The organism is Nonomuraea sp. NPDC049784 (assembly GCF_040659615.1).
Classification (GTDB): domain Bacteria; phylum Actinomycetota; class Actinomycetes; order Streptosporangiales; family Streptosporangiaceae; genus Nonomuraea.
The window spans coordinates 1-11,703 of the sequence record NZ_JBFAMX010000303.1; the positions used below are offsets into that span (position 1 = coordinate 1).

The 11,703-nt window shown below is 70.8% G+C and carries 13 protein-coding genes and 1 pseudogene; 7 read left to right on the top strand and 7 right to left on the bottom strand.

The features are described from left to right. Window positions 1-449 (top strand): tetratricopeptide repeat protein (locus tag AB0J09_RS39550; protein WP_360702694.1); only part of this gene is annotated, 449 nt, incomplete at its 5' end. Window positions 450-453: 4 nt separating this feature from the next. Here the strand turns inward: AB0J09_RS39550 and AB0J09_RS39555 are convergent. The 3 genes from AB0J09_RS39555 to AB0J09_RS39565 all read right to left on the bottom strand — a co-directional run bounded on the left by AB0J09_RS39555 (window position 454) and on the right by AB0J09_RS39565 (window position 3,115). Next, the gene (locus AB0J09_RS39555; RefSeq protein WP_360702696.1) at window positions 454-1,977 is read right to left on the bottom strand and encodes a multicopper oxidase family protein; all 1,524 of its coding nucleotides are present in this window, start codon (window positions 1,975-1,977) and stop codon (window positions 454-456) included. An 11-nt stretch (window positions 1,978-1,988) separates the two neighbouring features. Further along, window positions 1,989-2,447 carry a hypothetical protein gene (locus tag AB0J09_RS39560; protein WP_360702699.1) on the bottom strand — a complete coding sequence of 153 codons (459 nt, stop codon included), beginning with the start codon at window positions 2,445-2,447 and terminating at the stop codon, window positions 1,989-1,991. 116 nt (window positions 2,448-2,563) lie between these two features. Continuing rightward, window positions 2,564-3,115 (bottom strand): hypothetical protein, encoded by a 552-nt coding sequence (locus AB0J09_RS39565; protein WP_360702702.1) that lies wholly within the window; start codon window positions 3,113-3,115, stop codon window positions 2,564-2,566. A gap of 190 nt (window positions 3,116-3,305) precedes the next feature. Between AB0J09_RS39565 and AB0J09_RS39570 the strand changes: the two genes are divergently transcribed. From AB0J09_RS39570 to AB0J09_RS39580, 3 genes are all read left to right on the top strand, one after another. After that, on the top strand, window positions 3,306-4,163 hold the full coding sequence (locus AB0J09_RS39570; RefSeq protein WP_360702704.1) for a TIGR03619 family F420-dependent LLM class oxidoreductase: 858 nt from the start codon (window positions 3,306-3,308) through the stop codon (window positions 4,161-4,163). 24 nt (window positions 4,164-4,187) lie between these two features. Then, window positions 4,188-5,108 carry an alpha/beta hydrolase gene (locus AB0J09_RS39575; protein WP_360702707.1) on the top strand — a complete coding sequence of 307 codons (921 nt, stop codon included), beginning with the start codon at window positions 4,188-4,190 and terminating at the stop codon, window positions 5,106-5,108. 68 nt (window positions 5,109-5,176) lie between these two features. Further along, window positions 5,177-6,043, top strand: a complete 867-nt coding sequence (locus tag AB0J09_RS39580) for an aldo/keto reductase (RefSeq protein WP_360702710.1) — start codon at window positions 5,177-5,179, stop codon at window positions 6,041-6,043. Between the two features lie 20 nt (window positions 6,044-6,063). Here AB0J09_RS39580 and AB0J09_RS39585 read toward each other — a convergent pair whose 3' ends face one another. Next, complete coding sequence (locus tag AB0J09_RS39585; protein ID WP_360702713.1) at window positions 6,064-7,164, bottom strand: FAD-dependent monooxygenase; 1,101 nt, start codon at window positions 7,162-7,164, stop codon at window positions 6,064-6,066. A 98-nt stretch (window positions 7,165-7,262) separates the two neighbouring features. Between AB0J09_RS39585 and AB0J09_RS39590 the strand changes: the two genes are divergently transcribed. Continuing rightward, on the top strand, window positions 7,263-7,853 hold the full coding sequence (locus AB0J09_RS39590; RefSeq protein WP_360702716.1) for a TetR/AcrR family transcriptional regulator: 591 nt from the start codon (window positions 7,263-7,265) through the stop codon (window positions 7,851-7,853). A 67-nt stretch (window positions 7,854-7,920) separates the two neighbouring features. Beyond that, window positions 7,921-8,739 carry an MOSC N-terminal beta barrel domain-containing protein gene (locus AB0J09_RS39595; protein WP_360702718.1) on the top strand — a complete coding sequence of 273 codons (819 nt, stop codon included), beginning with the start codon at window positions 7,921-7,923 and terminating at the stop codon, window positions 8,737-8,739. 24 nt (window positions 8,740-8,763) lie between these two features. On the opposite strand, the gene AB0J09_RS39600 is transcribed toward AB0J09_RS39595, so the two are convergent. From AB0J09_RS39600 to AB0J09_RS39610, 3 genes are all read right to left on the bottom strand, one after another. Continuing rightward, window positions 8,764-9,741 carry a ribose-phosphate diphosphokinase gene (locus AB0J09_RS39600; RefSeq protein ID WP_360702721.1) on the bottom strand — a complete coding sequence of 326 codons (978 nt, stop codon included), beginning with the start codon at window positions 9,739-9,741 and terminating at the stop codon, window positions 8,764-8,766. Further along, a complete protein-coding gene (locus tag AB0J09_RS39605) occupies window positions 9,738-9,902 on the bottom strand; it encodes a hypothetical protein (protein WP_360702723.1) in 165 nt (54 codons plus the stop codon). The genes AB0J09_RS39600 and AB0J09_RS39605 overlap by 4 nt, the downstream gene beginning before the upstream one ends. Window positions 9,903-10,015: 113 nt before the next feature. Then, entirely contained in the window at window positions 10,016-11,134 is a 1,119-nt protein-coding gene (locus AB0J09_RS39610; RefSeq protein ID WP_360702725.1) for an SRPBCC family protein, read from the bottom strand. Between the two features lie 257 nt (window positions 11,135-11,391). Between AB0J09_RS39610 and AB0J09_RS39615 the strand changes: the two are divergent. After that, a pseudogene (locus tag AB0J09_RS39615) lies at window positions 11,392-11,703 on the top strand (DNA polymerase/3'-5' exonuclease PolX); the annotation flags it as partial.

The window sequence follows — 11,703 nt, forward strand, 5'->3', positions numbered from 1 at the left end:
GCATCAGCCAGGGCCGGATCGGCGAGCACGAGCCCGCGGTGCGGCGGCTGTACGAGGCGGGCGGGCCCCTCCTCGCCGACGTGCTGGCCCTGTCCCTGGCCGCCGCCGGGCGGCCGGACGAGGCGAGAGCCGTGCGCCGCGACCTGCCGCCGCTGCGCCAGGACTTCTACCACTCCGTCTTCGCGACACTACGCGCGATGGCCGTTGTTGCGCTGGGCGCGCGTGACGAGGCCGAGGGCCTGGTGGAGGCCCTGCTCCCCATCCGCGACGTGGTGCCGGGGGCCGCCACCCACTCCCTCGCGCTGCGCCCGGTGGCGCACACGCTGGGCGAGCTGGCCCTCCTCCTGGGCCGCCGGGACGAGGCCGTCGGGCACTTCGGGCACGCGGTGGAGATCGCCCGCCGCTGGGGCTCGCCGCTCTGGGAACGCGACGCTCTCCGCGGCGTGTAGCAGCTCACTCCGGTTCGTTGTCCGCCGAGCCGCCCACGGTGAAGTGGGTGGTGACCCCCTCGTACATCAGGTGGGTGACGAGCCCCTCCGAGGCGTGGGGCAGGTTGTGGCAGTGGTCCATCCAGACGCCGGGGTTGTCGGCGACGAACGCGATCTCGTACGACTCGTCGGCCCCGACCTCGAGGGAGTCCACCCACCAGGGGCTGCCGGTGGCCGGCACGCCGTCGCGGCTGAGCACCACCGCGTGGTGGCCGTGCAGGTGCATGGGATGGCCCTCACCGCTGTGGTTGGAGATGCGCATCCGCACCACGTCACCCTCGGCCACGTGGAACATGGGCACGTCGGGGTAGAGGTGGCCGTTGATCGTCCACCACACCCCCGGGACCCCGTCGAGGAAGCCGGGGCGGCGCCCCACGTCGTACTCGAACCGCCGGTCGGGCTTGCCGGGGTCGAACGCGAGCGGCGCACGGGTGCCGTACGTGAGCAGGTCGAGCGTCGCCGCCGGTCGCGGCACCGCAGGCGCGTCGTACGACCTCGAGCCGAGCACGACGCCGGCGGGGCCGCCGAGGTGGATCCGGACCGGGGAGCCGTCCTCGGGCATGGTCACCTCGATGTCGGCGCGTCCTCCGGCGGCGACCGCGAGGGCCTTGCCCGTCACCGGTGCGGGCCCGTTGATCTCCGTGCCGTCGACGGCCACCAGCCGGTACGGCGTGCCGCTGACCCAGGCCGGCATGACGCCGTACTCGGTGTTGATCACCCGTACCCGCGCCCGCGCGCCGGGCGCCGCCTCGACGTGCACGTCGCCCTCGCGCCCGTTGACGGTGCGGACCCCGTTGTACAGGTGCACCAGCGCCACGGCGTCGGTGACCTCGCCCTTGCGTGATCCCGGCTCGACCACCAGCGCCCCGAGCAGCCCCCCTCGGACCTGCTCGTGTGACATCTGGTGAGAGTGGTACCAGAAAGTGCCCGCACGATCCGCGACGAAGCGATACGTGAACTCCTTGCCGATGCCGACCGCGTCCTGCGTGACCCCGGCGACCCCGTCCTCGGCGTTGGGCACGTCGACGCCGTGCCAGTGCAGCGTGATGCCCCCCGGCACCGACTCGTTGATCAGCCGCACCTGCACCAGCCGGCCCTTGGTGGCCTTGATGACGGGGCCGGGGGACTGGCCGTTGAGCGTGTAGCCGTCGAACGTGCGGCCGGAGGGCAGCTGGAAGCGCTGCTTGCGGGCGACCAGGGTCACCGAGACGTCGGCCGGGCGGCCGGCGTCGGCGGTCAGTTGCGTCACGTCGCGCCCGGCCGCCGGTCCATGACCTGCATGGGCCGAGGCTCCTCCTACCGAATGCGCTTCGTGCTGGGAGGAGCCGTGCGGTCCGCCCCCGTAGTCGGCGTACCCCATGTCCATGACCGAGTACGCTTCCGGCAGCAGGCTGTCCTGCCAGAGCCAGATCAGCGGCCCGAGTACGGCCACCGTCGCGGCGCACGCGACGATGAGACGGACGCGGCCGCCCGGGGGATGGCGAAGCATGAGACGCGCCGTCAGCCGTTGGCCACGGGGTGCACGGCGGCGGGCGCGCTCACGGCCGCGCCACGACGTGCCGCGTAGATCGCCGAGCCGAACAGCAGCAGCGCGTTGATGCCGTGCACGGCGCCCACCAGCGGGATGTCGTGGCCGAAGAGGCCGAAGGTGACCTGCAGGACGACCAGCAGGAGCACCAGCCCGGCCGCCTTCACGGCTCCGGGGACCTTCGCCCAGAACGAGGAGATCAGCAGGAGCAGCGCGAGGGCCGGGATGACGAACATCCCGTTCATGCCGTGGATGATGACGCCCAGGAACTCGGGGAACGGGGCTTCCCCGCTCTCGACGAGCGTCTTGTCGGCCACGCCGCCCCCATCGATCCACTTGCTGAGTCCGGCGTCAAACCAGACCACCATCGACGCCTGCACGGCTACCTCGATCGCGACCAGGTAGGCCAGGACCTTGTAGACCTGTTTCATTGAGCCCCTCCCCTGCGAAGTCCGGCCATCGAGGACCGGTGTTCTCAAGGTAGGGAGCGCGAGTTGCAGGGGAATGGTGGACGACTTGTTGCGGACTTGGTGGACCGCAGAGGTTTCTAGGCCACCACCGCGCCGGAGCGGGGCAGCCCGGCCTGGTCGGGCACCACTCGGGGCAGCCCGCGTAGCCATGTCTGCAGGTCAGCCGGCCACCACCGCCCCGCCGTCAGCCGTCCCAGCTCCTCGGCGACGGCTCCCGCCGAGGCGTGCACCGGCACGACCCGTACGGGCGCGGCTCCGCCCAGCACCCCGAGCCACCAGTGCCGCCACGTCTCCGTCATCCCGTCGGGGTCCAGCACCAGGTAGTAGTCGGGCAGCGTCAGCCGGTCGGCGCGCAGCTCGCCCAGCGCGGCCTCGATGGCCACCTCCAGGGCGCCGGCCACTCCCGTGCCGTCGAAGTACGCCGTCCACGCCGTGGCCACATCGGCCAGCGGATCGGCGTCGTGCACGACGTACGTCGCCGCCGACCGCCCCGCGATCTCCATCACCTCGGCCGGCCGGCGCTCTCCCCGTGGGATCGCCCGCACGTTGTGCAGCCTGTCCAGCCCGGCGACCACATCTGCGGCCCCGTCCCCCGCCACCACGACCACCGTACTGCTCAATCGCCGCATATCGGGCAGTTTACTGTCGGCCCGCCCGGCATGGCGGGACCTGCGGCCACCAAACTGGACTGGGCTTCGCATTCCCGGCATCGCCCAAGTGGCCCGGCTCATCGTCTGGAAAGACCGGTTTGCCTTGACGTCAGCGTCAAGGTTCTACGATCCGGTCCGCCCCTCCGGAACGAGCCGAAGGAAACAGAGGATGAAGTTCGGCGTCAGCTACAGCACGCCCCATTTCGGGGTCGACCCCGACAAGATCGTGGCCTTCGCCCGGCTCGCGGAGGAGTGCGGCTTCGAGTCGCTCTACCTGCCCGAGCACATCGTGCTGTATCCCGGCGCCGCAGTTGGGCCGTACGAGTTGCCGCCCACGCTGCCCTACGTCGATCCGCTCGATTGCCTGAGCTTCGTGGCCGCGGCCACGGAGCGGATCCTGCTGGGCACCGGCGTGCTGCTGTTGCCGTACCACCATCCGGTGATCCTGGCCAAGCGCCTGGCCACCATCGACGTGCTGTCCAGGGGCAGGATGCGGCTGCTGACCGCAGGGCTGGGCGCCCTGCCCGGCGAGGCCCGGGCGGTGGGGGTCGACTTCGCCACGCGCGGCCGCCGCGCCGACGAGGCGATCGACGTGCTGCGCCTGCTGTGGGGCGGCGGTGAGGAGGGGGTCAGCTTCGACGGCGAGTTCTTCTCCTTCGAGAACCTGGTCAGCTTCCCCAAGCCCTACCAGGTCGCGCAGCTGCCCATCCACATCGGGGGATCGAGCCGGGCGGCCGCGCGCCGGGCCGGCAGGCGCGGCGACGGCTACTTCCCCGGCGGCGCTCTGGACGCGCAGGAGCGGGCCGTTCAGTGGGAGCTCGCTCGCGCCGGCGCGGCGGAGGCCGGCCGCGACCCGGACGCGCTGGAATACACCCGCTTCGCCTCCATCGACATGCCCGTCGAACGGATCGAGGAGCTCGCCGCCCAAGGGGTCACCCGCGTCGTGGTCAACACCGCCGCCACCGAGCCGGACCAGCAGCGCGAGGAACTGTCCGCGTTCGCCAAGAGATTCGGCCTGCCCCAGTAGTACGATCCGCGATTCGGAGGTCTCATGTCGCACGCAGTATCTGACGTGGAGCTGGCACGTTCGCTGGAGGGCGGGTTCGTCAGCAGCCATGCCGACGTCAACGGGATCCGCCTCCACTATGTGGCCGGCGGCCGGGGTGAGCCGCTGGTCCTGCTGGGCGGGTGGCCGCAGACCTGGTGGGAGTTCCACAAGATCATGCCGCCGCTGGCGGAGCGTTTCCGGGTGATCGCGGTTGATCTGCGGGGGATGGGCGGCTCGGACAAGCCCGCCTCCGGCTATGACAAGAAGACCATGGCGGGCGACATCCACGCGTTGATGCGCCATCTCGGCCACGACGCCGTCAACATAGCCGGGCACGACATCGGCGGAATGGTCGCCTATGCCTTCGCGGCGAACCATCCCGCGAGTACGCGGCGGATCGCGCTGCTGGACATCGCTCATCCTGACGACCGTTTCTACAACCACTCCTTGCTGCCGCGCCCCGGGCGCCAGCAGGTCGACGGCGACATCCACGCGGGTCCGGGGCGTTTCCTGTGGTGGTTCGCGTTCAACCAGGTTCCCGGCCTGCCCGAACGCCTGCTGGAAGGCCGGTCACGCCAGCTGATCGACTGGATGTGCGACTACTTGATAGAAGATCCCAGCGCTGTCAGCGACCGCGACCGGGACATCTACGCTCACGCCTACTCCACCGCGGACGCGATCCGGGCCGGCAACGCCTGGTACCGGGCCTTCGGGCAGGACATCGCCGACGAGAAGACGTACGGGCCTGTGACCGCGCCGATCCTGGCCCTGGGAGGCGGGGAGGGAGGCTATCGGCTGCTGCGGCAGGTCCTCACCGACAAGGGGACCGACGTCGAGGTGGTCGAAGTACCCGGCAGCGGCCACTACATCCCCGAGGAACAACCGGAAACGGTCGTCAAGCATCTGACGCGGTTCTTCGACTGACGCGGTGGCCGGAGCCGATCGTACGGGGCATTTGACCTGGAGTGCGCTCCAGCAGGCAGGGTGTTCTCATGCACAACGTCCTGACAACGCGCGCCATCGGAAACCGCCAGGTGGGAGCCATCGGGCTCGGCGCCATGCCCATGTCGGTGGCCGGACACATGCCCGACGAAACCCAGTCGATTCGTACGATTCTCGCGGCCCTGGACGCCGGGGTGACCCTGATCGACTCGGCCGACGCCTACACGCCCTCGCACGACGACGTCGGCCACAACGAGCGCCTGGTGGCCCGCGCCCTGGCGCTGTGGGCCGGCGACGCCGACACGGTGCTCGTCGCGACCAAGGGCGGACATACCCGTACGCCCTCCGGCTGGGACATCGACGGCCGCCCCTCGTACCTCAAGCAGGCCTGCGACCGTTCCCTGAAGGCCCTCGGCGTGGACAGCATCGGCCTCTACCAGCACCACCGGCCCGACCCGCGGGTGCCGTACGAGGAGACCATGGGCGCGCTCAAGGACCTGCACGACGCCGGCAAGATCCAGATGGCCGGCATCTCGAACGCCAACCCGGCGCAGATCAGGCTCGCCCACGACATCCTCGGCAACCGCCTGGTCAGCGTCCAGAACGAGTACTCCCCGCGCTTCCGCACCAGCGAGCCCGAGATCGACGTCTGCGCCGAGCTCGGCCTCGCCTTCCTCCCCTGGTCTCCGCTGGGCGGCGTCGGCCGTACCGGGGAGCTGAGTGAGCGGAACGCGGCCTTCACCGAGATCGCCGAGGCGCGCGGAGTGTCTCCGCAGCAGGTCTGCCTCGCCTGGGAGCTGGCCCGCAGCCCCGTGGTGATCCCCATTCCAGGCGCCAGCCGCCCGGAGACCATCCTCGACTCCGTCGCGGCCGTCGGCCTGGAACTCAGCGAGGAGGAACTGGCCCGCCTCGGCTGACCCGGCGGTGCGGGTCGAGGTCATGCGTAGTGCTTGAGCGGCACCACGTCCTCGGCCACCTCCGCCGGGGGCTCCGTGGGCGGCTGGAGGAACCAGCGGGCGGCGGTCCGGCCGTGCAGCTGGTTGCGTTCGACGTAGTCGCGTAGCCGCCGCTCGTACGCGGCGAAGGCGGTGGCGTGGCCGGGGGCCTCGGCCAGCTCGCCGGCCAGCACGTACGCGCCGATCAGCGCCTGGGAGGTGCCGCGGCCGGAGGAGGGGGCGGCGCAGTAGGCGGCGTCGCCCAGCAGCGCGATCCGGCCGGTCGACCAGGAGTCCATCACCACCTGGCCGGAGGAGTCGAAGAAGAAGTCCTCGGCCTCGTGCATCGCCTCGAGCAGCCGGGGCACCTCCCAGCCCGCGCCCGCGAAGTGCTTGACCACCAGCTCCTCCTGCTGACGGCGGTCGCGCCGGTCGTAGTCCAGGTGGTCGGCCCCGAATGACAGACCGACCCGTAGCTCGGTGTTGCCGCGGGCGGGGAAGGCCAGCGCGTTGCGGCCGGTGGTGTTGTGCATCAGGCCCGTGCGGTCGAGGCCGAGGATGTTGGGAACGGTGAACAGCGCGCCGTAGATGCCCAGGTGACGGACATAGCGGGACTCGGGGCCGAAGGCGAGCCTGCGCACGGCCGAGTGCAGTCCGTCCGCGCCGATCACCAGGTCGAAGGTACGGGGCTCGTTGCGCTCGAAGGTCACGTGGACGGCGGAGTCGTCCTGGTCGAGCGCGGTGATCCTGTCGTCGAACAGGTACTCGGTGGTGTCGCGGGTGGCCTCGTACAGGATGGCCGTCACGTCGGACTTGAGCACCTCCAGGTCACCGGAGATGGCGGTGGCCGGCAGCTCGGCCAGGGCGGCGCCGGCATCGTCGACCAGCGTCATCCCGGTCATCCCGGTCTCGTGCCGCCGCATCTCCTCCAGCAGGCCCATCCGCTCCAGGACCTGCAGCGCAGAGCCACGGAAGTCGATGGCCGCGCCGCCGCCGCGCACGGCGGGCGCCCGCTCCACGATCGTCGGCCGGTGGCCGTGGCGGTGGAGCCAGTAGGCCAGGGCGGGGCCGGCGACGCTGCCGCCGGAGATCAGGATCCGCATGGGGTTTCCCTTCTGTAGGTCGAGGCCGCCACCGTACGACAGATTTGCGCGTACGCGCAAGACGTTTGTCTCATGCATGCGTGCTACGCTTGCCCGCCATGGGAAACCGTGAGGATCTGCTGGCCGGGGCGCGGCGCTGCCTGGAGGAGAAGGGGTGGGCGCGCACGACCGTCCGCGACATCTCGGCGGCGGCCGGGGTCAGCATGGCCGCGATCGGCTACCACTTCGGCTCGCGCGAGGCGCTGCTCAACGCGGCGCTGGTGGAGGCGATGCGGGAGTGGGGCGAGGAGATCGGCGCGGCGATGGCGGCCGTGGACTCGTCGGGTGCCGCACCCGCCGAGCGCTTCGAGGCGCTCTGGGAGCAGCTCATCGCCTCGATCGGCGAGCACCGTACGCTGTGGCTGGCCAACCTGGAGGCCATGGTGCAGGCCGAGCACTCGCCGGAGCTGCGTGACCAGCTCGTCGCCGGGCAGCGCGAGGGCCGCCGCGGCATGGCCGCCCACCTCGTGGGCGGGGACGAGGCGGACATACCCGAGCGCGAGGTGCGTACTGTCGGCTCGGTGCACCTCGCGCTGCTGCTGGGGGTGATGGCGCAATGGCTCAACGACCCGGAACAATCCCCGACGGGGGCGGAGGTCCTGGCGGGCCTGCGCACGCTGGTGTCCCAGTTCGGTGCGCCTGACGCCTGATTCGAGAGATGAGGCCGTGATTTCAGCAGACCCTTGCGCCGGTTACTGAACCGGATAAGCTGCGGCCATGATTCTTGATCGAATCCTGATTTATCCGCTCAAATCGGGAGGAAGTCACTCGCTGTCGGAGGCGACCGTCCACCCTTGGGGGCTGGACGGGGACCGCCGGTGGGCGGTCGTCGACGAGCACGGCGACAACCTGTGGCTCGGCGAGTTCCCGCGCCTGGCTTCCGTCACCGCGCACCCCACTCCCGTGGGTGGCCTGCGGCTCACGGCACGAGGGATGGAGCAGGTGACCGTGCCGCCCGCCACGGGTGAGGCGACGCCGGTCGGCTTCTCCGGGCTGGACAAGGCGGTGCTCGCCGACGGGGCGGCGCATGCCTGGTTCACCGAGCTGCTGGGGCGCCCGGCCAGGCTGGTCTGGCTGGACGACCCCGGGCGGAGGTCGATCGATCCGGCGCATGGCGGATTGCCGGGCGAGGTGGTGAGTTTCGCGTGGGACGCGCCGCTCCTGCTCGTTTCGGAGTCGTCCGCGAGCGTCCTGGACGGGTGGCTGGCCGAGGAGGCGGCCACGCGAGGTGAGGACGCGCCCGGGCGGTTGTCGCGGTTGCGGTTCCGTCCCAATGTGATCGTCGAGGGTGCGGAGGCATTCGCGGAGGACGGCTGGCGCGAGGTCCGCATCGGTACGGTTCCCTTCCGCGTCTCAGAGCTCTGCGACCGTTGCGCGGTGACCACGATCGATCCGGAGACCCAGGTGAAGGGCAAGGAACCGCTGCGAACGCTGGCCAGGCACCGCAAGTGGGACGGCAAGACCTGGTTCGGCGTCCGCCTGGTGCCCCGCGAGCCGGGCCGGATCCGGGTGGGGGATCCGGTCACCGCCCGCTGACCGGCGAACAAGCGGCGCCGGCGATCAGCTCTCGCCCTCGAACAGGCTGGTCACCGAGCCCTCCCGGAACACCTCGTTGATGGCGCGGGCCAGCAACGGAGCGATGGACAGCACGACCAGCTTGCCGGAGGGGAAACGCTCAGGAGTGGGCAGCGTGTCGGTGATGACGAGCTGGGCCAGGTTGGCCTTCTCCAGCCGCTCGACCGCGTCGCCGGAGAGCACCCCATGGGTGGCGGCCGCGATGACCTGGGTGGCGCCCCGGCTGGTGAGCGCCTCGGCGGCCCGTACCACTGTGCCGCCGGTGTCGATCATGTCATCGATGATCACGCAGGTGCGCCCCGCCACCTCGCCCACCACCTCGTGCACGCTCACCTCGTTGGGCCGTTCGGCGTTCCGGCGCTTGTGGATGATCGCCAGCGGGCAGCCGAGCCGGTCGGTCCACTTCTCCGCCACGCGGACCCGGCCCGCGTCCGGCGCCACCACGGTCAGCCGCTCCGTGTCCACGTGCCGGGTGACGTGCTCGGCGAGCAAGGGAAGCGCGTGCAGGTGGTCGACGGGGCCGTCGAAGAACCCCTGGATCTGTGCCGTGTGCAGATCGACGGTCATGAGCCTGTCGGCCCCGGCGGTGGCGAACAGGTCCGCCATCAGCCGGGCCGAGATCGGCTCGCGGCCGCCGTGCTTCTTGTCCTGGCGGGCGTATCCGAAGAACGGCGTCACCACGGTGATGCGCCGCGCGGAGGCGCGCTTGAGCGCGTCGACCATGATGAGCTGCTCCATGATCCGGGCGTTGATCGGGCTGGCGTGGCACTGGATCACGAACGCGTCCGAGCCGCGGACGGACTCGGCGAACCGGACATAGATCTCGCCGTTGGCGAAATCGCGCAGCACGGTCGGAGTGATCTCGGTCCGCAGTTCCTTGGCGACCGCCTGGGCGAGCTCGGGGTACGCGCGGCCGGAGAAGAGCATCAGCTTCTTCTCGCCGGCTTGCTTGATTCCTGTCACGACCCCTCCCCGGATCGCCGGGAACGGCGGAAGGCGAGCATGATGTCCGTCACGATGAGCGCGATCACGACGCCGATGGCCGCCGTGAGCATGGGAATCCCGGCGGACAAGCTCAGGACCACCAGCCCGGCCGCGATGATCAGCGCGATCGAGCCCAGCATGATGTGCACCGCCTCGGCCGGAGTTTCGCTGGCCGTCGGCGTCTCTGTGCGCGAACGCCTGCCGGGCCACCAGTGCCCGGCGCGTCCACCCGGAGACATGTCCCCCTCGCTGGTTACCCGCTCATCGCGGGCTGTTTCTGTTCCTCGATGTACGACTTCAGCCGCAGCAGGTCCTCCTTGAGCCTGGTTCCCGGGTCGGCGCCCAGCAGCCGGGCGATCGCGTGGCCCGCGGCGCCCGCCACGGGGTTGTAGGTCAGCTGCACCTGCACCCGCGTCTTGCCGCCTTGCTCGGGCGCCAGCCGCACCTCCCCGGTGTGGGCGATCAGCTGGCCCTCGAGGGACTTCCACGTGATGTGGCTGCCCTCCTGCCGGCCGGTCTCCACGGCGTCGAAGCGGACTGCCCGGCCCATGGGGCCGCGGATCTCCCAGTGTGACCGCCTGCCATCGGGGGATCGCCGGACCTCGCGGACGTCGGGCATGATCCTCGCGAAGATGGAGTAGTCGCTCACCAGCGGCCAGATGCGCTCAGGAGGCGCCGCGATCGAGACCGCGCGGGTCACGTCGACGGCGCGGCGGCCGGCGTTGATGCCCGTCAGGCGGCGCAGCGGCAGGTTGGTGGCGGCGCGGGCGCCGAGTACGAGCCCCGCGCCACGCAGCGGCCAGGAGATGGCTCGCGGGAACCGGCGGGCGAAGATCCACAGGGCGGCGGCGCCCGTACCGGCCAGGAACCGGGCCGACGGAGCCCAGTGCTGCTGGAACAGCTCAGGGACGGGCGACCGGACGCGGGACGTGCCCTGGAACCGCGGCACCTCCGACGCGTCGCGGTGGACGCGCCACCTGGCGTCGACGGACTTGATCCCGGGGATGCGGCGAACCCCCCGCACCGCGCGCCGGTCCTCGCCGCTGAGCACGTCGCCGTCCAGCCGCGCCACTCCCTCCTCGACCTTCACCTCCACCGCGTGCGGATGGGCCAGGTAGCGGCCGATCTGGGCTCGTACGCGCTCGTACAGGATCCGATCGTCCGCGGAGCGGCCGGCCAGCCGGAAGCGGGTCCCCGCGGCGACGCCACGCGACCGGTTCCTCAGATCACGGCTCAGCCGGCCGAGCCCGTAGGTCAGCTCATGTGTGGCGTGCGAGGCCTGGTCACGTACCTTCGCCCGGCGACTTCGGCCGCGGTCGGGATCGAACAGGTACTCCACAGCGGCGCCCACAGCGGCGCCGACGCCGGCCACGGCCGCGATCCTGGCCTGCGGACTGTCTGCCTGTACCGGTGTTTCAGAGTCGCTTCGGCGCGTGCGCATGATCTCCGCACCCCCCTTCCCTCGCCTACCAGCGCGGCTACCCCAAGCCATGAGCCGCTAACAGCTCGGCCACCGGGTTTGGCGATGCCCTGTCCGGGGTATGCGGGGCAGCCGGATGCGCAGGTCAGAATCCGATAGTTGCCGAGATTTCGGGATAGGGGAGTCCGGGAGGGAGGCGACGACGCGACATGGCACGCACCAACGACGACGTGGCCGCCATGCTGGAGGAGTATGCCGACCTGCTGGCCATCACCGGCGGTGAGGACTTCAAGATCCGCGTCTACCAGAAGGCGGCCCGCTCCATCGGCGCTTACGTGGCGGACATCGCCGACTACGACGCCGGCGAGCTGCGGCAGATCCCGAATGTAGGGGAGTCGATCGCCAAGAAGGTGGCCGAATATCTGCGCTCCGGCACCTTGACGCAGCTCGAGGAGCTCCGCGGCCGCATTCCCGCGGGGGTACGCGCGCTGACCCGCATCCCCGCGCTGGGGCCCAAGCGG

What these genes read in the sequence shown, in the direction of transcription:
- AB0J09_RS39555 (WP_360702696.1), bottom strand. Translation starts at nt 1,977, where the DNA reads ATGCTTCGCCATCCCCCGGGCGGCCGCGTCCGTCTCATCGTCGCGTGC.
- AB0J09_RS39560 (WP_360702699.1), bottom strand. Translation starts at nt 2,447, where the DNA reads ATGAAACAGGTCTACAAGGTCCTGGCCTACCTGGTCGCGATCGAGGTA.
- AB0J09_RS39565 (WP_360702702.1), bottom strand. Translation starts at nt 3,115, where the DNA reads ATGCGGCGATTGAGCAGTACGGTGGTCGTGGTGGCGGGGGACGGGGCC.
- AB0J09_RS39570 (WP_360702704.1), top strand. Translation starts at nt 3,306, where the DNA reads ATGAAGTTCGGCGTCAGCTACAGCACGCCCCATTTCGGGGTCGACCCC.
- AB0J09_RS39575 (WP_360702707.1), top strand. Translation starts at nt 4,188, where the DNA reads ATGTCGCACGCAGTATCTGACGTGGAGCTGGCACGTTCGCTGGAGGGC.
- AB0J09_RS39580 (WP_360702710.1), top strand. Translation starts at nt 5,177, where the DNA reads ATGCACAACGTCCTGACAACGCGCGCCATCGGAAACCGCCAGGTGGGA.
- AB0J09_RS39585 (WP_360702713.1), bottom strand. Translation starts at nt 7,164, where the DNA reads ATGCGGATCCTGATCTCCGGCGGCAGCGTCGCCGGCCCCGCCCTGGCC.
- AB0J09_RS39590 (WP_360702716.1), top strand. Translation starts at nt 7,263, where the DNA reads ATGGGAAACCGTGAGGATCTGCTGGCCGGGGCGCGGCGCTGCCTGGAG.
- AB0J09_RS39595 (WP_360702718.1), top strand. Translation starts at nt 7,921, where the DNA reads ATGATTCTTGATCGAATCCTGATTTATCCGCTCAAATCGGGAGGAAGT.
- AB0J09_RS39605 (WP_360702723.1), bottom strand. Translation starts at nt 9,902, where the DNA reads ATGCTGGGCTCGATCGCGCTGATCATCGCGGCCGGGCTGGTGGTCCTG.